Raw genomic sequence first — 23,204 nt, forward strand, 5'->3', positions numbered from 1 at the left:
GGGTGCTCCAAAGGGACGCGGGGTCAGGAAGCGAAGAGCCGCGCCTCGGCGCGCTCATGGCGGGCGCCCATCAGGTCGGCGAGCGGCGTGCAGCCGCCGAGGTCGGCGAGGTCGCGGGCGAGCGCGTCGGCGGTGGCGCGCTCGATGGCGGGGGCGAGCCGGCGCAGCAGCAGCTGGGCGCGGCGGTGGTCGGTGAGGCGCAGCCGCAGCGCGGCGCCGGCGAGGCTCGCGGCGAGGCCGAAGAGCTCGGCGGCGACGGCGTGTTCGACGGGGACGCCGAGGGCGGCGTGCGCCACGGCGGCGACGACGGGGCGGCAGGGCCGCACGCCGTCGAGCCCGGCGAGCGTCTCCAGTTCGGGGGTGCGGTGGATCTCGCGGGTCAGGTCGAGCAGCTGGCGCCCGGTGCGGACGGTGGCCTGGCGGGCCTCCCGTCCCAGCTTGGTCGCGTGCAGCCGGCGGTCGACGGCCGCGACCGCCGGCCAGTCGCCGGCCGTGCAGGCCCGGTGGGCGAGGGCGACGGCGGTGGCGTCGGAGGGGCCGGCGCCGGCGGAGAGGATCCCGGCGAGCAGCGCGGGCAGCGTCGCCGGGGTGACGGCCCGCGCCTGCTGGTAGCCCTCCAGGGAGTGGGAGAGCGTGTACATCCCGCTCGGGAACGCCGAGTCGGTGAGCTGAAGCACCGCCAGCAGTTCGTCGACGCCGCTCATGCGAGGTAGAACAGCTGGTTGAGCGGGAGCCGTTCCGCCGGGGCGATGCTCACCGGGTCGCCGTCGACCGTGACCCGGTAGGTCTCCGGGTCGACGGCGATCCGCGGCAGGGCGGCGTTGCGCACCATGTCCGCCTTGCCGATGTCCCGGCAGCCGCGCACGGCCTCGACCCGGCGCCGCAGCCCGAGCCGCTCGGGCACCCCGGCCGCCAGCGCCGCCGCCGAGGTGAAGGTCACCGAGGTGGCGTGCTTGGCCGCGCCGAGCTGTCCGAACATCGGCCGGTAGAAGACCGGTTGGGGGGTGGGGAGCGAGGCGTTGGGATCGCCCATCGCGGCCCAGCCGACCATCCCGCCCTTGATCACCAGCCGCGGCTTGGCGGCGAACGCGTCGATCGGCCAGAGCACGATGTCGGCGAGCTTGCCGGGCTCCAGCGAGCCGACCACGTGCGACGCCCCGGCCGCGATCGCCGGGTTGAGCGTCACCTTGGCGAGGTAGCGCAGCACCCGCTGGTTGTCGTTGCGGGCGGTGTCGCCGTCCGCGGTGAGCGGACCCAACTGGTCCTTGCAGTGGTGGGCGGTCTGGAAGGTGCGCTGGAAGGTCTCGCCGACGCGCCCCATCGCCTGGGAGTCCGAGGACATGACGGAGATGACGCCGAGGTCGTGCAGCACGGTCTCGGCGGCGATGGTCTCGGCGCGCACCCGGCTGTCGGCGAAGGAGACGTCCTCCGGCACGTCCCGGGACAGGTGGTGGCAGACCATCACCATGTCGAGCAGCTCGTCGACGGAGTTGACCGAGTAGGGCAGCGTCGGGTTGGTGGAGCCCGGCAGGGCGTGCGGCTCGCCGGCGATCCGCAGGATGTCGGGGGCGTGGCCGCCGCCCGCGCCCTCGGTGTGGAAGGTGTGGACGGTGCGTCCGGCGATGGCGGCGAGGGTGTCCTCGTAGAAGCCGCCCTCGTTGAGGGTGTCGGTGTGGACGGCGAGCTGGACGTCGTGCGCGTCGGCGGTGCGCAGCGCCGCGTCCAGGGCGGCGGGGGTGGCGCCCCAGTCCTCGTGGACCTTGAGGCCGGCGGCGCCGGCCTCGATCTGCTCGTGCAGCGCGGGCGTCAGGGAGGCGTTGCCCTTGCCCAGCAGGCCGACGTTGACGGGGAGTTCGTCGGCGGCCTGCAGCATCCGGTGCAGGTTCCACGGGCCGGGGGTGCAGGTGGTGCCGTTGGTGCCGTCGGTGGGTCCGGTGCCGCCGCCGAAGAAGGTGGTGATGCCGTTGCTGAGCGCCTCCTCGGCCTGCTGCGGGGAGATGAAGTGGATGTGGCTGTCGACGCCGCCGGGGGTGGCGATGTGGTGCTCGGCGGAGACCACCTCGGTGCCGGGGCCGATCACGAGGTCGGGGTGGACGCCGTCCTGGGTGCCGGGGTTGCCGGCCTTGCCGACGGCGACGATGCGGCCGTCCCGCACCCCGATGTCGCCCTTGACGACGCCCAGCACCGGATCGAGGACGAGGGCGTTGGTGACGACCAGGTCGAGGGCGCCGTCGGCGCTGCGGCGGGCGGGGTCCTGCGCCATCCCGTCGCGGATGGTCTTGCCTCCGCCGTAGACGGCCTCCTCGCCGTAGTGGCCGGCGTTGTGGTCGTGGGTCACCTCGACGACCAGGTTGGTGTCGGCGAGGCGGACGCGGTCGCCGGTGGTGGGCCCGTACAGCTCGGCGTACTGCCGCCGCGAGACGACGGCCATCAGCGCTCACCCTCTCCGTCCGCGTGCTCGTCCTGCTGGCCGCGCCCGGAGAAGCCGGTGAGGCGCCGCTCGCCGCCGAACTCCACCAGCACCACCTCCCGGGTGTCGCCGGGCTCGAAGCGGACGGCGGTGCCGGACGGCACGTCCAGCCGCATGCCGCGGGCGGCCTCGCGGTCGAACCGCAGGGCGCTGTTGGCCTCGGCGAAGTGGTAGTGGGAGCCGACCTGGACGGCGCGGTCGCCGGTGTTGCCCACCGTCATGGGGAGGGTGCGGCGGCCCGCGTTGAGCTCGATCTCGCCGTCCTCGAGAAGGTAGCCGGCGGGGCCGTGGCCGCTTGTCGGGGCGCCGTCCGCGTCGGAACCGTCCGCGTCGGTGCCGTCCGCGTCGGTGCCGTCCGCAGGGCCGGGGACGGGGTCGTGGACGGTGACGAGCTTGGTGCCGTCCACGAAGGCGGCCTCCACCTGAAGGATGCTCAGCCGCTCGCGGACGCCGTCCATCACCTCGTCGCCGGCCACCACCGTGCGGCCGAGCGTCATGCAGGCGGCGACGGTCGCACCGTCCCGGGCGGCCTCCAGGATGGCCTCGCTGATCAGCGCGGCGGCCTCGGCGACGTTGAGCCGGGTGCCGCGGGCGCGGCGCCGCCGGGCGAGCTCGGCGACAGCGTAGATCTGCAGCTTGTCCCGTTCGCGGGGGGCTAGGTTCATCGGCTCAGAGCTACCGGACGTGCGTTGCGGCCAGGTTTCCGTGCTGTTCCCGCGGCGTTTCGCGACCGGGCCGAGGACGGGTCCGAGGACCGCCCGAGGACGGGTCCGGACTCGTGCGCCGCCGCGCCGTATGCCGCAACATCCGCGTAACGCCGCGGGAGTCGCCCGCTTAACCTCCCGTCCCTAGGGTCGCCGTTCATTCCACCGGACCCCGTCCCCTGGAGGCGAGCCGCATGACCGATGTCGCACCACCGTCCGCATCCGCATCCCCGTCTGCATCCCCGTCCGCGTCCACCCCCACGCCCGGCCCCAGCCGTCCGCCGCGCCGCGACTACGCCAAGGCGGTGGCGGACGAGAGCCGCGAGGACTACTCGCTCCGCTACGCCCCGCACTCCTTCCGCCGCTGGTCGCCGCTGATGGTCGCGTCGACCGCGCTGGGCGGGATCGCCTACCTCGCGGACTTCGCGATCGGCTCCTCGATCGCCTTCTCCTACGGCTTCACCAACGCGGCGCTGGCGATCCTCGCGGCCGCCGTGGTGATCTTCCTGACGGGCATTCCGATCGCCCGGGCGGTCGCCAAGTACGGCGTGGACATGGACCTGTTGACCCGGGGCGCCGGCTTCGGCTACTTCGGGTCGACGCTCACGTCCCTGATCTACGCCAGCTTCACCTTCATCTTCTTCGCCACCGAGGGCTCGATCATGGCGCAGGCCTTCCGGCAGGCGCTGCACATCCCGCTGCCGATCGGCTACCTGATCACCACGCTCATCGTCATCCCCTTCGTCTTCAAGGGCATGGCCGCGCTGGCCCGGATGCAGGCCTGGACGCAGCCGGTCTGGCTGGTGGGGATGGTGCTGCCGTTCGTGATCCTCGCCGTCACCTCACCGTCGACGTTCGCCGAGTTCGGCTCGTTCGGCGGCGCGGACGGCACCCACCAGGGCTTCAGCGCGGTCGGGTTCGGGATGGGCATGGGCGTGGCGCTGTCGCTGATCGGGCAGATCGGCGAACAGGCGGACTACCTGCGGTTCATGCCGGCCAAGACCGCCGAGAACCGGCGGCGCTGGAACCTGGCGGTGATGGCGGCCGGGCCGGGCTGGGTGGTGATCGGCGCGCTGAAGCAGCTCGGCGGGGCGCTGCTGGCGTTCGCGGCGCTCGGCGCCGTCGGCAGCACGCGCGCGCTGGAGCCGATCGAGCCCTACATGCACGCGCTGCGCCCGTGGTTCGGCGGAGCGGCGCTGCCGCTCGCGGCGATCTACGTGGTCGTCTCGCAGATCAAGATCAACTCGACCAATGCCTACTCGGGATCGCTCTCCTGGTCGAACTTCTTCTCCCGGCTCACCCACCGGCACCCGGGCCGCGTCTGGTACATCTTCCTCAACGTGGCCATCTCCCTGGTGCTGATGGAGATGAACATGTTCTCGGCGCTCAACACGCTGCTGGGCTTCTACTCCAATGTGGGCATCGCCTGGATCGCGGCCGTCTGCGCCGACCTGGTGATCAACAAGCCGCTGGGGCTGAGCCCGCGCTACATCGAGTTCAAGCGCGCGTATCTGCACAGCGTCAACCCGGCCGGGTTCGGGGCGATGGTGGTGGCCTCGATCCTCTCCATCACCGCGTTCTTCGGGGCGTTCGGGCCCTATCTGCGGGCGTTCAGCCCGCTGCTGGCGCTGGTGGTGGCGGGGGTGCTGAGCCCGCTGATCGCCTGGGCCACCAAGGGCCGCTACTACCTGGCGCGCCCGAACCCGGCCACCGACCCGACGGTGACGGAGACGGCGGAGTGCGTGCGCTGCGGCAGCGCGTACGAGCTGCCGGACACGGCGCAGTGCCCGGTGCACAAGGGCGCCATCTGCTCGCTCTGCTGCAGCCTGGAGGCGGACTGCCACGACGCCTGCAAGCGGAACGGCCCCGCCCCGGCCGGCCCCGTCGACCTGGGCATGCCGGGGCGGTCGCCGTCGTCGCGCACCTGATCCGCCTCCTGGCGCGGCGGCTACTTCGTGGTGTTCGCGGAGTGCTCCTCCGCGTAATCCTTGGCGATCCTGTCTCCGCCGCCGGACTTCCACTTCTTCACGGCTGCGTCCCAGGAGCTGACGGGCTGGCGGCCGGTGACGATGCCGGTGATGGTGTCCGTCATGTTCTGGGTGATGGTGGCGCCGACCGAGGTCGCGGTGGCGGAGCGCAGGCCGTTGGCGGGATTGTCGAGCATGGTGGGGCAGACCTCCTGCTCCCACTGGTAGGCGGCTTTGACGCCGTCCTGCTTTCCCGCCACGTACATCACCTGGGGGGCGTTGCACATGTAGCCGAAGGGCGGGTTGAGGGTGGTGAGGTCGGCGACGATCGGGTCGCCGTTGCCGTTGAACTTGAAGGTGACGCCCTCCATGCCGTAGTTGAGGAGCTGGTACTCCTCGGTGCCGAACGGCGAGGCCAGCCAGTCCAGCAGCCGCAGCACCATCTTGACCTTCGACTTGGCGAGGTTCTTGTTCAGCACGGTGTAGCCGAAGGTGTAGTTGCCGGCGTACATGACGGGCTTGGCGCCGCCGACGGCGAGGGGGAGCGCCGGCGCCGCGAGGAAGGCGCAGTCGGTGAGCGTGGACGGCAGGGCGCTGAAGCCGTCGACGTAGGACGCGATGGTGCCGTTGTAGAACTGCGTCTTGAGGTCGACGGTGGAGGCCGTCGGGGAGGTCGGCCACATCACCTTCTTCGACCACAGGTTGTGGACGTAGGCAAGCAGGTCCTTGTATCTGGGGTCCTCGTAGGCCGAGGTGAACTCGCCGTTCTTGACCGACCAGCCGTTGGGGATGCCGAAGGAGGAGGCGAAGCCGCCGGTCGGGAGGCCGCCGAGCCCGTAGTGCTTGCCCTGCGTCAGCTCCTGGGTGAAGTGGGCGTACTCGTCCGCCGAGAAGGTGCCGGTCGGCTTGTAGCCGAGCTTGGCGAACCTGTCGCGGTCGATCCACAGCGGTCCGCCCGGCCGGGCACGCGGGTTCGGGACGCCGTAGATGCCGCCGTGGAAGCGGCCGATGGCGCTCCAGCAGGCGGTGGGGATGTTGGCGAGGTTGGGGTAGTCCTTGACCGCGTCGCCCGAGAGGTGCTCCGAGAGGTCGGTCATCGTCTTGAGGACGAACTCGGCCTCGTGGGGGAGGCTGCCGACGCCGGCGATGTTGAGGACGTCCGGGAGGTCGCTGCCGGCCATCACGGTGGCCAGCTTGGAGGAGTAGTCGGCCGCCGGGATCGCCGTGAACTCGATCTTCACGCCGAGCGCCTTCTCCATGGCCTGCCAGTACTTGTTGCCGGCCTCGGGAAGCGGCGGGGGGTTGTAGGTGACGGACATGACCTTGAGGGTGGAGCCGTCGCCCGGGGTGCCGTCGTGGCCCTTGGTGAGCTTGGACGGGTACGTGAGGTAGGTGTCCTGGATCCCGGTCCTGGGGTCGCCCTTGAGATCGGGCGCGGGACCGGTCCTGGGAACGAGCGTCGGCCACGGGGCGAGCTTGGTCCCCTTGTTGGCCACATTGCCGGAGCTGGGCGAGCCCCCGCAGGCGGTGATCAGCCCGGGGGCGAGCGCGAGGCCGGCGGAGCGCAGGAGGGTGCGACGGGACAGCGCGGTCACAGCGGTTCCCTTCTTCTGGAACTCTGGAACAGGTGCCGGGAAGGTGGGACGCGTGGATGGGGGTGGGGTGCGACTGCGGTGCGCGGATGGAGCCAGCGATGGGGACGAGCGCGCACGTCGCGCTCCCGCGGCCCATGCCGACTGGGCGACGTCGGCGACGTGCTCTGCGGCACGCGAACGCCCTTTAGGTGGTCGGGAGTTGGCATTGAAGGTAGCGGGAATCTAGGAGCGACCGATCAATCAGTCAATAGAACTGACCGTTTGGGCGGTCACCAGTTGTCCGACGCCTGTCGAGCCGCCGACTGCCCAACGCGGCAAGAGGAGTGGCCGAACCGGGGATGCCTCTACTGGTACTCAGCGAGGGCGCTGCTCTTGAGCAGCCCGCTACCGGAGGCCGAGCGCAGCGCGGCGGCGAGCTTCTCAGGGTGCCGGGTTGGGGCGAACCAGACGGGGGACTCGATGACGAGACGCTGGTTGGAGCGACGTCCCAAGGGCGTCTGGGTGGCCTCGCCCTGCCGCAGCACGCGGGGAAACTCGGCGCGGTCGACGTCCACGTTGACGACCAGGGCCGCCCGCATGAACGGCGCCCAGAGCCGTCCGAGGCGGATGGCTCCGCCGGCCCGGAAGCCGACGTCCAGCGCTTCGCTGCGCAGCCGCTTGAGCTCGGTTCGTTCGGTGACGACCTCGATCCGCTGGACGGCGTCCCACGGGCAGGAGAAAACAAGCCGCCGCTGGGTTGTTGGGTAGGGCACCCATGGGTCGGTGCCGGTCGACGCGGCCCTCGCCTTCCTGTGCGCGGTGCGGCGGATGCCGCCGATGACCACGCCATCGGCGGTGAGGCGGATGTCGGTGGACCAGCACAGCAGAAGGCCGAAGGGGGCGAAGGTCAGCAGCGCGACCATGCCAAAGAGGAAAGCCGGCACAAAGAGCGCGACAGTCCCAGTGAGCGGCGCCGCGAGTACGAAGAACACAAACCCGGCGGGCCAGAACAACCCGTGGAAGAGCAGCGGCAAGTTGATCGCCGACCGGTCCTCGCGATAGCGGTCCACGCCACCCTCGGCTGGGTGCGGGTGCTCAGTCGTCATCCGAACCTCCGAACAGAACGGTCCTGAGGATGGCTCGCACTGTGTCGACGGACATCCCGTGCCGGATGGCCGGTTCACGTGTCCCGACAGTATGGGTGACCTGCAGGTCGGCAGCGGCGCGAGCCGCGGTTACTCGGTGCATGGGGGAGCTCGCGCGGGCGAGGTAGAGGTCGATCGTGCGAGCGGCAGGTCGGTCGCCGTCGACTTCCTCGGGCGCATCGTCGAGCCAGTTGGCCATCGCTGCCGTGCCGCCCTCGCGGTTGCAGATCACGTAGCCGTACATCGCACCAAGACTGGTCCGCGGTTTGCCGCGGTTCTCCAGAAGGACCATCGAGGTGTGCCCCGCCGAGTCGGGTACGCCGTAGGCCCGCATGTCAGAGGTTCCGTCCGCGTCCCGGAACAGGGCGACGAACGCTGGGTTGCTCCTGGCCGTGAGCATGATTGCCAGGGCCGGTCCCACTGAGCCGGCGCCGACGAGATTGCCGTCGCGCGGCACTTCGACATGCTCGTCCACCAGCTTCATTCGCTTGAGTTGGTTCAACCCCGCGGTAGCCAACGCAAAACGGTCCGCCCGGCTCTTCATCCGCCACCAGGTCCACACGTCCTCGTCGATGACGGCGTTGTTCATCCCGCCGAGCAGGCACAGCTGTGCCGCCGCCAAGAGCAGGAAGCCGTGCATCTGCCCCGGCCGGAACCGATCGACTCGTGCCGCGATCGCCTCGACGCTGGGCTCCTCCCAGATCGCACCTTGCATCCGATGCCCTCGACTACTTCTTGTCGTCCGTGGACTCGCCGCTCTTGTCGCCGCCCTCACCGAGCAGGTTGTGCCACAGGTAGTCGACTCCGAGGTAGAAGCCGGAGCCGATGGCGACGACCTCCCCCACTCCGGGGAGCCAGTCGGCCCCCAGATTGAGTTCGGCGAGTTCGGTCAAAGCTGCCGCCGTCCCGACGGCGTTGGTGACAGCGGCGCCCCGGTCGACCCAGCCGAGCGCGCCCTTGTCCTCCGGGCGGATCAGGGTATAGCCGTCGAGAATCAGCGAGGCGATGCCCATGGCGCCCGACGCGGCTCGCGCCAACCCGAGTCCGCGAGCCGCCGACTCGTCCTCCGCCACGATCGTTTCTCCTGCGCCCAGATCCAGATTCCAATCCCTGGCCATCAGATCGAGTTGGCGATCCAATTCCTGGGCCTCCGGACCGCCCCGGGCGAGCTTGTCGTATGCGGCGAAGACGTCGCCGAGCGCCGTCCGGATCTGGGGTCCGCGCATGGCTTTGAACTCATCGACAAGCTCCCGAGCGTTCTTGGCCATCGCCTCGCCGCCCTCGGCGCGCTGGATGTACATGTGGATGGCGATGTCGGCGCCCAAGGCGTCGAGGCGGGAATGAGGAGATTCCAGATCCTTGCGGAACTGGCCCTCTGGACCGAAGATCCTCTCCCAGGCGGACGGATCCTCATCCTTCACCACCGCGGAAGCGAGGTTGAGGGAGAGCCCGGCGGAATCGATTGCCTCGCCGAAATAGGGGGCCATCGCGGTGGAGTTCCGGCAGTAGTGCGCCAGATCGACCAGGTTGGCGGCCAGCCGCCCATGGCCATGGCCGGCACCCATGTTGATGATGGCGTCCCGGGCGGCGGCAGGATTCTGGCTGAGGCCCTTGAGGTCCAGGGCGACCAGGTCATTGGGCAGGCCGAGGAGGTGAGCTTCGGAAGAGGTCGGCCCCGCCAGGCGGGCATCGGGATTCTTGGACAGGTTGGCGGCGAGCTGGTTCAGGCCGTTGGCGCGAGCGGCGGACGACAGCAGCTGGGGCGGGAAGTAAGCGCCCGCTGACAGCATCGCAGCGCGGTTCCATGCCTCGTCCGAGTCGCGACCAGGCGTGGCCAGCTCCTTGCGGATGGCAGCGAGGCTGGATGTCGGGGACTCTGCGCTGAGCGCGATGCCGAGCGTCTTGCTGAAGGCCCGCAGATCGGCCGGGGCGGTGTTGCTCGCGGTATCCGCCAATGAGGAGGGGAGCCGGGTGAGGGTGCCGGCCGGGAGCGCGGCGTAGAAGGCGGCCGCGACGTCGGGATCGGGCGGGGCCTGGTTCAGCTGTTGGGCGATTCTGTGCATCTCGGCGCCGTCGCCGAGGTGGTTCTTCAGGTCGGCCGCCAATCGACGGCCCTCCCGCTGCGCCTGGGCCTCGCTCAGCGCCGGCTCGTCGAAGGCCACCATCTTGGGGTGGGTCGGGTCCAGGCCGAGGTAGAGGTGCTGGCGCTCCAGCTCGTGGACGAGGTTCAGCCGATGCTTCAGATCGGGCAACTGGCCCTCGGCCCAGGCGATGACGGCGGACAGCTTGCCCGGGGCGGCGGAGTCGACGCCGGCGGCGGCGAGCTGGGTGCGGAACCAGCCCAGTTCGCGTTTGAGCCGGTCGGTGTCCCCTTGCAGGCTGTTGACCATCTGGTGCATCAACTCCGGGTCGAGGCCGGTGAAGCCGGCGTCGCCTCCGTCGCGGCCGGAGCGCACCATTACAGGCCGTCCCGGCGCAGCGCGGGGTTCTCGGGTTTCAGACCGGCGTCGTCGTTCGAGCCGGGAAGGGGATTGGCGGCGTAGCCGCCGTCGAGCGGCGAGCGCGGGGAGGACCAGGTGTAGCCGCCCTGCGAAGAGCCGGCGGGGTTCCCGGGTGGGATGGGGATGGTGGCATGGGTGTGCGCGAGCGCGGCTCGGATATCCGCGATGATCTGGTCCAACTGCTGCTGGAGGGTCCGGCGGTGGGTGTGGACACCCTGGTGGAAGTCGTCGGCGGCCGTACCGGGGGGACTGATCCAGACCCGCCCGGAGGCCATGGCCTTCTCGGTGGAGGCGACCAGCCCGTACAGGCCGCCGGGTCCGTGGATCCGGGTCTCGGCCTGCTTGAGCAGCGCCTGGAGCTGGGCATGCCGGGGGTTGCTCTGCTGGCCGTTCGCCGTCATGGTTCCGCGCTCCTTCGAGTCCCCGTCCGCGCTCCTCCGCGGCGATCCTTCCACGTTCAGACGGGTGAGGCGGAGGGGCGGGAATAGCCGCCTTGCCTGCTCTTTGCAGGTCGGACTGGGCGTTGCGATCGGCGGTGACTGGTCGTAGGCGTCCTGTGACGGTGTATCCCAAAGGTGCGTGTGGTTCGATATTTTGATCGGTCGTTACCCTTGGTCCACCTGTCATGGTCACGGCTCGATTGCGGTCTGTAGTGCATAGTTGCGTCCGATGGTGACGATGTGGCTAGCGTGGGGCTTCGACGTGTCGGCACCGGCCGAAGCGGGCTGGTCGTGCGGCGTTCGAGTCGGCGACACAGAGAGGCCACGGGGAATGCGAACACGAACGGCACGTCTGGCGGCACAGGCCGCCGCGGTCGGGGCGGCACTCGGCCTGCTGTCCGCTTGCGGGAGTAGCGGCGGCGGCAAGGACAAAATCAATACTGGGCAGAGCGGCAAGCCTGCGGCCTCCACCACGGCCTCGCCGTCATCTTCCGCAGCGGCGGGAGCGCCGACGCCATCGCTGCCTGTGTCCGCGAAGGATGTCTTCGAGGATCAGTCGACCGGGGATGCGACGAAGGACGCTGTCCTCGCCGACAACGCGAAGGCCGTGACGGCGATCGACGACGCCATCTTCAAGCAGAGCCTGAAGGCTCCGGCCCTCAACTATTACCTCCAGGGATCCGCGCTCGTCGGGGCGGACAAGTACGTCAAGGGTTGGATCGACAGCCACGAAGACTGGGTCGGCAAGGTGCGGTTCTTCAACCGCAAGCTGACGATGATGTCCGACGGAACCGCATCGGTGATCTACTGCTCGGACGAGAGCAAGGCGAATATCAAGGACGCCAAGACGGGCAAGGTCGACACCTCTTCCGGCGGCGGGGCGACCTACGTCCTTTACAACACGCGGCTGACGAAGAACAAGCAGGGTGTGTGGCAGACGACCTTCATGGTCTCGCAGCGGGGGGCGCGGCAATGCAAGCCGTGAGGCGGGCTGGCCGCGCATTCGTAGTCGGAGTCGCGGCCGGGTTGTTGGTACTGGTTCCCTCGACAGCATGGGCCACGGGCGGATTCGGGAAGCGCGGGTCGGTCAGCAGTCAGAGTCCGGCGCCCTCCGGCGCCAAGGGCACGTCCGGACCCGACGGGGATCTCGGGGCGTACGCGTGGAACGTCAACTACGACACGTCCAAGGACAAGACCGGCGTCGGGGCCGGCCCGGTCACGCCGGTCGCCAACTACACGCCTCCCGCCTGCTGGTACGCCCCCACCTGGGACGCCAAGGGCTACAAGAAGTACGCCGAGGACAGCTACAACGGCGAGCACAACGACCCGCACGGCGCCGGCAGCGACCTCATCCAGGACGGCAACGGAAAGGACCCCTATCACCTCAAGGAGCAGGACAAGGGCTACTGGTGGTACGGGCACATCGACCAGTCCCAGCTGAACAGCCCCAACATCGGCGATTGCAATGCAAAGCCGTTCTGGGTGCCCAAGGGTGTCACCCCGAAGGCCGCTGAGTCCCTGAGCCCGGAGCAACTCGCCCAGCTTGCCTACGCCCACCTGAAGGTGCCGCCGACGAGGGTCACGCTCAACCCGGCGATGCTGCAGACGGTGAACCTTCCGACCTGGGTGTGGCTGAAGGCGAACCGCTTCCACCCGATGTCGGTGACGGCCAGCACCGGTCTCCTGGGCATTTCGGCGACGACCACGGCCACGCCAGTCAGCCTGCACCTTGACGCGGGCACCGCGGACGCCCAGCTGTACCCGTCCTCCGGCGACTGCCCGGCCAAAGCGGACGGCACCATCGGCACGGCGTACAAGCCCGGCGACAAGGGCGACCCGCCGTGCGGCATCCGCTACCAGCACGCCTCCACCTCCGGACCGTTCACGATGACGGCCACGCTGACCTGGAAGGTCACCTGGACCAGCAATCTCGCCGCGGGCCGGCACCAGCTCCCGTCGGGTACGTTCCGGCAGCCGCACGACATGTCCGTCCAAGAAGTGCAGACGGTGGTCTCGGGCAGCGGCGGCTGACGCCGCCCCGGGCGCTGATCTGCAATCCGCGATCACGGCGCAGGCCGTCGTTGTCGAGCCGCAATCGATGCTGGCCGACGCAGGTAAGTCGGGGCGCGCCGCAGCCCCCGGCGCGGGCTTCCGCTAACGTCTGTTAACAGCAGCAGCGAACCGGTGGTCGGGAGGCCGCGATGGGGCACGAGTCGGAGTCGGGGTTTCCGATCGAGGCGGTCTACGGGGGTGGGGAGCAGCCCGGGCCGGGGGAGTATCCCTATACGCGCGGGGTGTACCCGTCGATGTACACCGGGCGGCCGTGGACGATGCGGCAGTACGCCGGGTTCGGAACGGCGGCGGAGTCCAACGCGCGGTACCGGCAGCTGATCGAGGGGGGCTCGACGGGGCTGTCCGTCGCCTTCGACCTGCCGACGCAGATGGGCCACGACTCCGACGCGGAGCTCGCGCACGGCGAGGTCGGGAAGGTCGGCGTCGCCATCGACTCGATCGAGGACATGCGGGTGCTCTTCGACGGCATCCCGCTGGGTGAGGTGTCCACCTCGATGACGATCAACGCGCCGGCGGCGGTGCTGCTGCTGCTCTACCAACTGGTCGCGGAGGAGCAGGGCGTCGACCCGGCGCGGCTGCGCGGCACCGTGCAGAACGACGTGCTCAAGGAGTACATCGCGCGCGGCACCTACATCTTCCCGCCGCGGGCCTCGCTGCGGCTGGTGTCGGACGTCTTCCGGTACTGCCGGAACGAGCTGCCGCAGTGGAACACCATCTCCATCTCCGGCTACCACATGGCCGAGGCCGGGGCGACGCCCGTGCAGGAGGTGGCGTTCACGCTCGCCGACGGCGTGGAGTACGTCCGGGCGGCGATCGCCGCCGGGATGGCGGTGGACGACTTCGCGCCCCGGCTCTCCTTCTTCTTCGTGGCGCGCTCCACGCTGCTGGAGGAGGTCGCCAAGTTCCGCGCGGCGCGGCGGATCTGGGCGCGGGTGATGCGCGAGGAGTTCGGCGCGCGGGACCCGAAGTCGCTGATGCTGCGGTTCCACACCCAGACCGCGGGCGTCCAGCTGACGGCGCAGCAGCCGGAGCTGAACCTGGTGCGGGTGGCGGTGCAGGCGCTGGGCGCGGTGCTCGGCGGGACGCAGTCGCTGCACACCAACTCCTTCGACGAGGCGCTGGCGCTGCCGACGGAGAAGTCGGCGCGGCTGGCGCTGCGCACCCAGCAGGTGCTCGCCCACGAGACCGACCTGACGGCGACGGTGGACCCGTTCGCCGGCTCCTACGCGGTGGAGGCGCTGACGGACCGCGTCGAGGACGAGGCGCTCGCGCTGATGGCGCGGGTGGAGGAGATGGGCGGCGCGGCCCGTGCGATCGAGCAGGGGTTCCAGAAGGGGGAGATCGAGAAGAGCGCGTACCGGGTGGCGCAGGAGCAGGAATCGGGGGAGCGGGTCGTGGTGGGGGTCAACCGCTACCGGCTGGACGAGGAGGAGCGGTACGAGCCGCTGCGGGTCGATCCGGCGATCGAGGAGCGGCAGCGAGTCGCGCTGGCGCGGCTCAAGGGGGAGCGGGACGGGGAGGCGGTGGCCGCCGCGTTGGCCGCGCTGCGCAAGGCGGCGGAGACGCCAAGTGCGGCCGGCGCGGGTGGCGCGCGTGGCGCGGCCGGCGCGGCCGATGCGGACGACGCGAACGTGCTGTATCCGATGAAGGAGGCGCTGGCGGCGCGGGCGACGGTGGGCGAGGTGTGCGGGGCCCTGCGGGAGGTGTGGGGGACGTACGCGCCGACGGACGTGTTCTGAGCGGCGGTCCGCTCGGTGTCCTGTGCGCCGCCCCTCCGCCCCGGCACTCCGCCCGGCGCCCGCCACCCGGCGCCCGCCGCCCGCCGCCCGCCGCCCGCCGGGAAGGCCGCCGCTATACCCGCTCGAACGGGTGAGTAATCGTCATGCGGGGGCCAAGTGCGGCGTATTCGGCGCGTCGGGCGCCCGCGCAACGTACCCTAGCGGGGGTGAGCCCTTCCGTTTCAGACGTCCCCGAGGCCGAGCTGATCGCGTTCCGCCGCGATCTGCACATGCATCCCGAGCTGGGCCGCGAGGAGTTCCGCACCACCCGTGTCATCGCCGAGCGGCTCCGCGCCGCGGGCCTCGCGCCGCGGCCGCTGCCCGCCGGCACCGGCCTGCTCTGCGACATCGTCCCCGTACTGCCCGAACAGGCCGCCAGGCCGTTCCTCGCGCTGCGGGCCGACATCGACGCGCTCCCGGTGCCCGACGCCAAGGACGTCCCCTACCGCTCCCGCAACGAGGGCCGCGCCCACGCCTGCGGGCACGACGTGCACACCACCGCCGTGCTCGGCGCCGGCCTGGTGCTGCAGAAGCTGAACGCGGAGGGCCGTCTGCCGCGCCCGGTGCGGCTGGTCTTCCAGCCCTCGGAGGAGCGGCTGCCCGGCGGCGCGCTGGACGTCATCGACGCCGGCGGCCTCGACGGCGTCTCGCGGATCCTCGCGGTGCACTGCGACCCGCGCGTCGAGGTGGGCCGGATCGGCTGGCGGATCGGCCCCATCACCTCCGCCTGCGACCGCGTCGTCGTCAAGCTCGACGGCCCCGGCGGCCACACCGCCCGCCCCCATCTGACGACGGACCTGATCGGCGCCGCCGCCGGCCTCGCCGTCGCCCTGCCCGCCGCGCTGCGCGCCCGCGTCGACCCGCGCTCCGGGCTCAGCCTGGTGTGGGGCCGCATCGAGTCCGGCCAGGCCTGCAACGCCATCCCGCAGCACGCCGAGATCGAGGGCACCGTCCGCTGCCTGGAGCCGGAGGCCTGGCACGACGCGCCCGAGCTGATCCACGAGCTGGTGGAGCAGGTCGCCGCGGTGCACGGCGCCAAGTGGGAGCTGGAGTACCACCGCGGGGTGCCGCCGGTCTCCAACGAGGCGACCAGCGCGATGCTGCTGCGCGAGGCGATGACGCGGGAGTTCGGCGCCGACACCGTCGAGGACACCCCGCAGAGCCTCGGCGGCGAGGACTTCTCCTGGTACCTGGAGAAGGTGCCCGGCGCGATGGTCCGCCTCGGCGTCCGGCCCGCCGGCACCGCTTCCGCCCCGGACATCCACACCGGTGCCTTCGATGTCGACGAGCGCGCCATCGCCGTCGCCGTCCGCCTTTTCACGGCCGCCGCCCTGAGCCCCGCGTGAGCCGAGCGTGAGCCCTGTCCGACCCCCGCGTGAGCCCCGCGTGAGCCCTCTCCGACCCCTGCGCGACCCCCTGCCCGACGCCCCGCGTGACCCCCTGGCCACCCCCGGCGACCTGCATCGACGGGGCGTCAGTTTCGGACGTGTTTCCGGGACATGGCGCCCCGGAGCCGGCCCGGCGACGATCTGATAACAACCCGCGGCAAGACGGGTTGCCGCCCTGTCTACGCGCGTTACGGTAACGCCGTTCCCGCCGGCCCACCGACCCGTGCCCCAGGGGCCGGGCCTTTCCGAAGTCCTTTCAGAAGGAGACCCCCGTGCGTCGAATAGGCAGATTCGCCGCTGCGGTCGTGTGCGTAGGGGGGTTGGCCCTAGCCACCGCCTGCGGCAGCACGTCGACGTCGTCCCAAGCGCACAAGTCGGGCAGCTCGTCGAGCGCCGGCAAGAGCGGCAAGATCACCAAGGTCGGCATGGCGTACGACGTCGGCGGCCGAGGCGACCAGTCGTTCAACGACTCCGCAGCCCGCGGCCTCGACAAGGCCAAGAGCCAGTACGGCTTCACCGTCAGCGAGCAGTCCGCGCAGAACGGCGAGACCGACGCGATCCGCGAGCAGCGCCTGGAGCAGCTCGCCGCGGGCGGCTACAACCCCGTCATCGCGATCGGCTACACCTACGCGCCGGCGCTGGGCAAGGTCGCCAAGAAGTACCCCAACACCGAGTTCGCCATCGTCGACGACAGCACGGTGCAGCTGAAGAACGTCGCCGACCTGATGTTCACCGAGCAGCAGTCGTCGTACCTGGTCGGCATGGCCGCCGCGCTCACCACCAAGACCAACAAGGTCGGCTTCATCGGCGGTGTGGACAACGCGCTCATCCACAAGTTCGACGCCGGGTTCACGGCGGGCGTGCACCACATCAACCCGAAGATCACCGTCATCAAGAAGTACCTCTCGGAGCCGCCGGACACCAGCGGCTACGCCAACCCCACCGGCGGCAAGAACACCGCCAACGGGATGCTCAGCCAGGGCGCGGACGTCATCTACTCGGCGGCCGGCTCCTCCGGCACCGGCGCCATCCAGGCGGTGCACGCCGCAGGCAAGGGCAAGTGGGCCATCGGCGTCGACTCCGACCAGTACCAGCAGAAGGCGCTGGCGGCGGACAAGTCGTCGATCCTCACCTCGGCGCTGAAGAACGTGGACTCCGCCGTCTACCTCTTCCTGAAGTCCGTCCAGGACGGCAAGCCGCTCTCCGGCACCCAGCGCTTCAACCTCACCAACAACGGCGTCGGCTACGCCACGTCCGGCAACTTCCTCACCTCCGCCGTGCAGACCAAGCTCAAGGCGGCCGAGCAGGACATCATCTCGGGCAAGATCACGGTCCCGACCACTCCCTGACGGATCGTCATCGTCGGACCGTCACGGCCCGGAGGCCAGGCTCAGCCGCCTCCGGGCCGCACCGCTCACCACACCCACAGGAGTGCGCCATCGACGCTCCCAGTGCCGCGGCCGTCGAGCTGCACGGAATCACCAAACGCTTCCCCGGAGTCGTCGCCAACCGCGACATCGCCCTCACCGTCCGACGCGGCACCGTGCACGCCGTCGTCGGCGAGAACGGCGCCGGCAAGTCCACCCTGATGAAGATCCTCTACGGCATGCAGCGGCCGGACGAGGGCACCATCGCCATCGACGGCGAGCAGGTCGCGCTCCACTCCCCGGCCGACGCCATCGCGCGCGGCATCGGCATGGTCCACCAGCACTTCATGCTCGCCGACAACCTCACCGTCCTGGAGAACACCACCCTCGGGGCGGAGAAGCTGCACGGCATCGGCGGCCGGGCGCGCGCCCGCATCCAGGAGATCTCGCAGGCCTACGGGCTCGGCGTGCGGCCGGACGCGCTGGTGGAGGACCTCGGCGTCGCCGACCGCCAGCGCGTGGAGATCCTCAAGGTGCTCTACCGCGGCGCCCGCACGCTCATCCTCGACGAGCCCACCTCCGTGCTCGTCCCGCAGGAGGTCGACGCGCTCTTCGACAACCTGCGCGGGCTCAAGGAGGAGGGCCTCACCGTCCTGTTCATCTCGCACAAGCTGGACGAGGTGCTCAAGGTCGCCGACGCCATCACGGTGATCCGGCGCGGCACCACCGTCGCCGAGGTCGACCCGGCCGGGACCACCTCCCGCCGGCTCGCCGAGCTGATGGTCGGCAGCGAGCTGCCCTCCCCGGAGGCGAGCGAGTCCACCGTCACCGACACCGAGGTGCTCGCCGTCCGCGGCCTGACCCTCACCGAGCCGGACGCGGACGGCGTCGCCCGCACCGTGCTGGACGGCATCTCGCTCACCATCCACCGGGGCGAGGTGCTCGGCATCGCCGGGGTGGAGGGCAACGGCCAGGCCGAACTCGTCGAGACGATCATGGGGATGCGCGCCGCCGACTCCGGCAGCGTGGTGCTGGACGGCAAGGACATCTCCGGCCTGCTCACCCGCGCCCGCCGCGAGGCCGGCATCGGCTACATCCCCGAGGACCGGCACCGCCACGGCCTGCTGCTGGAGGCGCCGCTGTGGGAGAACCGCATCCTCGGGCACGTCACCGAGGCGCCCAACTCCCGCCGCGGCATCCTGCATCCGTCCGCGGCCCGGCAGGACACGGCGCGGATCGTCGCGGAGTACGACGTCCGCACCCCCGGCATCGAGGTCACCGCCGCCTCGCTCTCCGGCGGCAACCAGCAGAAGCTGATCGTCGGACGGGAGATGAGCGGTGACCCCGCGCTGCTGATCGCCGCGCACCCCACCCGGGGCGTGGACGTCGGCGCCCAGGCGCAGATCTGGGACGCCGTCAGGGACGCCCGCCGCCGCGGCCTCGCCGTGCTGCTGATCTCCGCCGACCTCGACGAGCTGATCGGCCTCTCCGACACCCTCCGGGTGATCTACCGGGGACGGATCGTCGCTGACGCCGACCCGGCCACCGTCACCTCGGAGGAGCTGGGCTCCGCCATGACCGGCGCGGCCGCCAACGGCAACGAGCGGCCCGAGGGGGACACGCCGTGAACGCCAACACCAAGCCACCCGCCGCCGCCGAGCGTCCCGCCAAGGGCCTCGGAAAGGGCCTCGGCAAGGGCATTGACCGGGAGAAGCTGCTGCTGGCGGTGGCCGCCCCGGTGCTCGCCCTGATCGCCACCATGGTCATCACCGCGATCGTGCTGCTCTGCTCCGGCAAGGAGCCGTTCGGCGCGCTGCGGGTGATGGGGACCTACCTCGGCTACTCCGACTACCAGGTCAACACCCTCAACCAGGCGACCACCTACTACCTGGGCGCGCTCGCCGTCGCCTTCGGCTTCCGGATGAAGCTGTTCAACATCGGCGTCGACGGGCAGTACCGGATCGGCGCCTTCTTCGCCGCGGTGGCCGGCGGCGCCGTCAACCTGCCGGCGGTGCTCGAGATCCCGATGATCATGGTGGTCTCGATGGCCTGCGCCGGACTGTGGGCCGGCATCGCCGGCTGGCTGAAGGTCACCCGAGGGGTGAGCGAGGTGATCACCTCGATCATGCTCAACGCGGTCGCCGGCTCGGTCATCGCCTACCTGCTCAACCCCAAGCGGCTGGCCCTGGCGGTCGGCAACGACGTCCGCACCCCGAAGATCCCCGACTCCGGCCACTTCTTCAGCTTCAACCTCGCCGGCGGCCAGCTCTGGGGCTTCATCATCATCGCGGCGCTGGTCGGCATCGGCTTCCACCTGCTGCTCAACCGCACCCGCTTCGGCTTCGACCTGCGCGCCACCGGACGCTCCGAGAGCGCCGCGCTGGCCAGCGGCGTCAACGTCAAGCGGATGGTGGTCGTCTCCATGCTGGTCTCCGGCGCCCTCGCCGGCCTGATCGGCATGCCCCAACTGCTCAACAGCTCCTACCAGTACAGCGTGGACTTCCCCGCCGGGATCGGCTTCACCTGCATCGGCATCGCCCTGGTCGGCCGCAACAACCCGGTCGGCATCGCCTTCGCCGCCCTGCTCTTCGCCTTCCTGGACACCGTCGCCAACCCCCTGCAGTTCAACGGCTACCAGGTCGAACTGGTCCCCGTCATCGAGGGCACCATCGTGGTCTGCGTCGTCGGCACCTACGAGGTCGTCCGCCGCTACGGCCTGCGCCGCCAGCAGAGCCGCGTCGGCGAGCAGCTCGGCCGCACCGGCCCCACCGCCACCGACACCGCGAAGGGGGTGGCCGCCTGATGGCCGCGACCTCGCTCGAAGGGGCCGACGCGCCCCAGCCCCGGACCGCCAAGGCCGCGCCCCGCGCGGTCGGTCGGCTGCGCCCCTGGCAGGTGATGATCGCCCTCGCCGCGCTCTTCGTGGTGATCAGCCTCGCCCGGCAGCTCTCCGGCGGCACCGACCTCACCTCCGTCGGCCAGTGGGGCGGCACCCTCTCCTTCGCGATGCCCATCGGCCTCGCCGGCCTCGGCGGCCTGTGGGCCGAACGCGCCGGCGTGGTCAACATCGGCCTCGAGGGCATGATGGTGCTCGGCACCTTCGGCGGCGGCTACGTCGCCTGGCACACCCACAGCGCCTGGCTCGGGCTGCTCGCCGGCATCGCGCTCGGCGCCCTCGGCGGGCTGCTGCACGCCTATCTGACGGTGACGCTCGGCGTCGACCACATCGTCTCCGGCGTCGCCATCAACCTGCTGGCCCCCGGCTTCGCCGCCTACCTCTCCAAGCTCGCCTTCACCACCCCGGCCGCCACCGCCCAGGGCGGCGGCCAGAAGCAGTCCCCGCCGGTGCCCGGCTTCAGCCGGATCACCATCCCCGGGCTCTCCAGCTGGCTCGCGCACCTCGACGCGCACCACTGGTTCCTCGTCTCCGACCTCGCCGGGCTGATCGGCGGCATCGTCACCGGCCTCTCCGTCATCACCGTGCTCGCGGTGGCCCTGCTGATCGGCTCCTACTTCGTGCTCTGGCGGACCCCGTTCGGGCTCCGGCTGCGCTCCTGCGGCGAGAACCCGACGGCGGCCGAGTCGCTCGGCGTCAACGTCTACCGCTACAAGTACGCGGCGGTACTGGTCTCCGGCGGCCTCGCCGGCCTCGGCGGCGTCTTCATCGCCATGGTCAACAGCAACTTCTTCCTCGACGGCCAGACCGGCGGCCGCGGCTACATCGGCCTCGCCTCGATGATCTTCGGCAACTGGCGGATCGGCGGACTCGCCGCCGGCGCCGGGCTGTTCGGCTACACCGACAGCCTCCAGGGCCGCGCCGACACCACCTCGGTGCACGCCCTGCTGCTGATCGTCGCGGTGCTGCTGATCGGGCTCGCCCTCTGGAACGGCTACCGGCGCCGCTATCTGCGCGCCGGCATCGGACTGGCCATCGGCGCGCTGGTGGTCGTCTGGTTCACCGCGACCAAGAGCCTCCCGGCCGAGTTCCTGGTCGTCACCCCGCACATCACTACCCTGCTGGTGATGGGCCTGGCATCGCAGCGGCTGCGGATGCCGAAGGCCGACGGACTCGTCTACCGCAGAGGACAGGGCACGTGAGCATTGACTGGGACGCGCTGCGGGAGGCCGCGCGCGAGGCGATGACCCGCGCCTACGCCCCCTACTCCAAGTTCCCGGTGGGCGCCGCGGCGCTCGTCGACGACGGACGCACCGTCAGCGGCTGCAACGTCGAGAACGCCTCCTACGGGCTCGGCCTGTGCGCCGAGTGCGGGCTGGTCTCCGCGCTGCACGCCACCGGCGGCGGCCGGCTGGTCGCCTTCACCTGCGTGGACGGCGAGGGCCAGGTGCTGATGCCGTGCGGGCGCTGCCGGCAGCTGCTCTACGAGCACGGCGGCCCGGGGCTGCAGATGGAGACGGTGTCGGGGCGGCGGACGCTCGGCGAGGTGCTGCCCGACGCGTTCGGGCCCGAGAATCTGGAGGGCTGACGATGGACGCCATCACGGTGATCCGCGCCAAGCGGGACGGCGGCGCGCTGACGGACGAGCAGATCGACTGGGTCGTCGACGCCTACACGGGAGGCGCGGTCGCCGACGAGCAGATGTCCGCGCTGCTGATGGCGATCCTGCTGAACGGCATGACGGGCCGTGAGATCGCCCGCTGGACGCGGGCGATGATCGCCTCGGGGGAGCGGCTGGAGCTGGGCGAGGTGGGCCGTCCCACCGTCGACAAGCACTCCACGGGCGGCGTCGGCGACAAGATCACGCTGCCGCTGGGGCCGGTGGTGGCCGCCTGCGGGGCGGCCGTCCCGCAGCTGTCCGGGCGGGGCCTGGGCCACACCGGCGGCACGCTCGACAAGCTGGAGGCGATCCCCGGCTGGTCGCCGCGGGTGCCCACGGAGCGGATGCGCGAACTGCTGCGCGAGCCGGGCGCGGTGGTCGCGGCGGCGGGCGAGGGGCTCGCCCCGGCGGACCGCCGCCTCTACGCGCTCCGCGACGTGACGGGGACGGTGGAGTCGATCCCGCTGATCGCCTCCTCCATCATGTCCAAGAAGATCGCCGAGGGGACGGGCGCGCTGGTCCTGGACGTCAAGGTCGGCTCCGGCGCCTTCATGAAGGACGCGGCGTCGGCGCGCGAGCTGGCGGAGACGATGGTCGCGCTCGGCGAGGCGCACGGGGTGCGGACGCGGGCGCTGCTGACGGAGATGTCCACGCCGCTCGGGCTGACCGCCGGCAACGCGCTGGAGGTCCGCGAGTCGGTGGAGGTGCTGGCGGGCGGCGGCCCGGCGGACGTGGTGGCGCTGACGCTGGAGCTGGCGCGGGAGATGCTGGCGCTGGCCGGGCTCGCCGACGCGGACCCGGAGGCGGCGCTGAAGTCCGGCGCGGCGATGGACGCGTGGCGGCGGATGATCGCCGCACAGGGCGGCGACCCGGACGCGGAGCTCCCGGTGGCGCGCGAGACCGAGGTGCTGCGCGCGGACCGCGACGGCTGCCTCGCCGAGGTGGACGCCTACGGCGTGGGCGTTGCGGCGTGGCGGCTGGGCGCGGGACGGGCCCGCAAGGAGGACTCCGTCCAGGCGGGCGCGGGCATCGAACTCGCCGTGACCCGCGGCGCCCGCGTCACGGCGGGCCAGCCCCTGGCCACCCTCCACACCGACACCCCCGAGGCGTTCGAGGACGCCCTCGCCGCCCTCCGCCCCGCGTTCACGCTCTCCGCCACCCCACCGCCCGACCGCCCCCTGATCATCGACCGGATCACCGAGGCGTAGCACTCCCCGCCCCGCTCCGCTCCCCGCCCCGCC

The 23,204-nt window shown here is 71.1% G+C and carries 19 protein-coding genes; 11 read left to right on the forward strand and 8 right to left on the reverse strand.

Annotated elements, in window-relative coordinates:
* Positions 1-23 precede the first annotated feature (23 nt).
* From BIV57_RS12885 to BIV57_RS12895, 3 genes are read right to left on the reverse strand one after another with little or no spacing between them, the layout of a single operon-like run.
* Positions 24-704 carry an urease accessory protein UreF gene (locus BIV57_RS12885; protein ID WP_071656897.1) on the reverse strand — a complete coding sequence of 227 codons (681 nt, stop codon included), beginning with the start codon at positions 702-704 and terminating at the stop codon, positions 24-26.
* Positions 701-2,431, reverse strand: coding sequence for an urease subunit alpha (ureC, locus tag BIV57_RS12890; protein WP_071656898.1), 1,731 nt, complete (start codon positions 2,429-2,431; stop codon positions 701-703). The genes BIV57_RS12885 and ureC overlap by 4 nt, the downstream gene beginning before the upstream one ends.
* Complete coding sequence (locus tag BIV57_RS12895; RefSeq protein ID WP_071656899.1) at positions 2,431-3,135, reverse strand: urease subunit beta; 705 nt, start codon at positions 3,133-3,135, stop codon at positions 2,431-2,433. The genes ureC and BIV57_RS12895 overlap by 1 nt, the downstream gene beginning before the upstream one ends.
* A gap of 233 nt (positions 3,136-3,368) precedes the next feature.
* On the opposite strand from BIV57_RS12895, the gene BIV57_RS12900 reads away from it, so the two are divergent.
* Positions 3,369-5,102: a purine-cytosine permease family protein gene (locus BIV57_RS12900; RefSeq protein WP_071656900.1), complete on the forward strand. Its 1,734-nt coding sequence runs from the start codon at positions 3,369-3,371 to the stop codon at positions 5,100-5,102.
* Between the two features lie 20 nt (positions 5,103-5,122).
* On the opposite strand, the gene BIV57_RS12905 is transcribed toward BIV57_RS12900, so the two are convergent.
* From BIV57_RS12905 to BIV57_RS12925, 5 genes are all read right to left on the reverse strand, one after another.
* Positions 5,123-6,736 (reverse strand): extracellular solute-binding protein, encoded by a 1,614-nt coding sequence (locus tag BIV57_RS12905; RefSeq protein WP_071656901.1) that lies wholly within the window; start codon positions 6,734-6,736, stop codon positions 5,123-5,125.
* A gap of 344 nt (positions 6,737-7,080) precedes the next feature.
* Positions 7,081-7,821 carry a hypothetical protein gene (locus BIV57_RS12910; RefSeq protein WP_071656902.1) on the reverse strand — a complete coding sequence of 247 codons (741 nt, stop codon included), beginning with the start codon at positions 7,819-7,821 and terminating at the stop codon, positions 7,081-7,083.
* A complete protein-coding gene (locus tag BIV57_RS12915) occupies positions 7,811-8,575 on the reverse strand; it encodes a hypothetical protein (RefSeq protein ID WP_071656903.1) in 765 nt (254 codons plus the stop codon). Before BIV57_RS12915 ends, BIV57_RS12910 begins: the two co-directional genes overlap by 11 nt.
* 13 nt (positions 8,576-8,588) lie before the next feature.
* Positions 8,589-10,319, reverse strand: a complete 1,731-nt coding sequence (locus BIV57_RS25160) for a hypothetical protein (RefSeq protein ID WP_071656904.1) — start codon at positions 10,317-10,319, stop codon at positions 8,589-8,591.
* Positions 10,319-10,762, reverse strand: coding sequence for a hypothetical protein (locus tag BIV57_RS12925; RefSeq protein ID WP_071656905.1), 444 nt, complete (start codon positions 10,760-10,762; stop codon positions 10,319-10,321). Before BIV57_RS12925 ends, BIV57_RS25160 begins: the two co-directional genes overlap by 1 nt.
* A 268-nt stretch (positions 10,763-11,030) precedes the next feature.
* Between BIV57_RS12925 and BIV57_RS12930 the strand changes: the two genes are divergently transcribed.
* The 10 genes from BIV57_RS12930 to BIV57_RS12975 all read left to right on the forward strand — a co-directional run bounded on the left by BIV57_RS12930 (position 11,031) and on the right by BIV57_RS12975 (position 23,171).
* A complete protein-coding gene (locus tag BIV57_RS12930) occupies positions 11,031-11,786 on the forward strand; it encodes a hypothetical protein (protein WP_245797619.1) in 756 nt (251 codons plus the stop codon).
* A gap of 41 nt (positions 11,787-11,827) precedes the next feature.
* Positions 11,828-12,832, forward strand: a complete 1,005-nt coding sequence (locus BIV57_RS12935; RefSeq protein WP_079170277.1) for a hypothetical protein — start codon at positions 11,828-11,830, stop codon at positions 12,830-12,832.
* A 170-nt stretch (positions 12,833-13,002) separates the two neighbouring features.
* Positions 13,003-14,613, forward strand: a complete 1,611-nt coding sequence (locus tag BIV57_RS12940) for an acyl-CoA mutase large subunit family protein (protein WP_071656908.1) — start codon at positions 13,003-13,005, stop codon at positions 14,611-14,613.
* Positions 14,614-14,756: 143 nt separating this feature from the next.
* Positions 14,757-15,998, forward strand: a complete 1,242-nt coding sequence (locus tag BIV57_RS12945) for an amidohydrolase (protein WP_071656909.1) — start codon at positions 14,757-14,759, stop codon at positions 15,996-15,998.
* Between the two features lie 314 nt (positions 15,999-16,312).
* Positions 16,313-17,389, forward strand: a complete 1,077-nt coding sequence (locus BIV57_RS12950) for a BMP family lipoprotein (protein ID WP_071656910.1) — start codon at positions 16,313-16,315, stop codon at positions 17,387-17,389.
* An 89-nt stretch (positions 17,390-17,478) separates the two neighbouring features.
* Entirely contained in the window at positions 17,479-19,035 is a 1,557-nt protein-coding gene (locus tag BIV57_RS12955) for an ABC transporter ATP-binding protein (RefSeq protein ID WP_071656922.1), read from the forward strand.
* 71 nt (positions 19,036-19,106) lie between these two features.
* Positions 19,107-20,210, forward strand: a complete 1,104-nt coding sequence (locus BIV57_RS12960) for an ABC transporter permease (RefSeq protein ID WP_071656923.1) — start codon at positions 19,107-19,109, stop codon at positions 20,208-20,210.
* Positions 20,210-21,505: an ABC transporter permease gene (locus BIV57_RS12965; RefSeq protein ID WP_071656911.1), complete on the forward strand. Its 1,296-nt coding sequence runs from the start codon at positions 20,210-20,212 to the stop codon at positions 21,503-21,505. The genes BIV57_RS12960 and BIV57_RS12965 overlap by 1 nt, the downstream gene beginning before the upstream one ends.
* Positions 21,502-21,891 carry a cytidine deaminase gene (locus BIV57_RS12970; RefSeq protein WP_071656912.1) on the forward strand — a complete coding sequence of 130 codons (390 nt, stop codon included), beginning with the start codon at positions 21,502-21,504 and terminating at the stop codon, positions 21,889-21,891. The genes BIV57_RS12965 and BIV57_RS12970 overlap by 4 nt, the downstream gene beginning before the upstream one ends.
* 2 nt (positions 21,892-21,893) lie before the next feature.
* Positions 21,894-23,171, forward strand: coding sequence for a thymidine phosphorylase (locus BIV57_RS12975; RefSeq protein ID WP_071656913.1), 1,278 nt, complete (start codon positions 21,894-21,896; stop codon positions 23,169-23,171).
* Positions 23,172-23,204: the final 33 nt, after the last annotated feature.

The organism is Mangrovactinospora gilvigrisea (genome assembly GCF_001879105.1).
GTDB classification, from domain to species: Bacteria; Actinomycetota; Actinomycetes; order Streptomycetales; family Streptomycetaceae; genus Mangrovactinospora; species Mangrovactinospora gilvigrisea.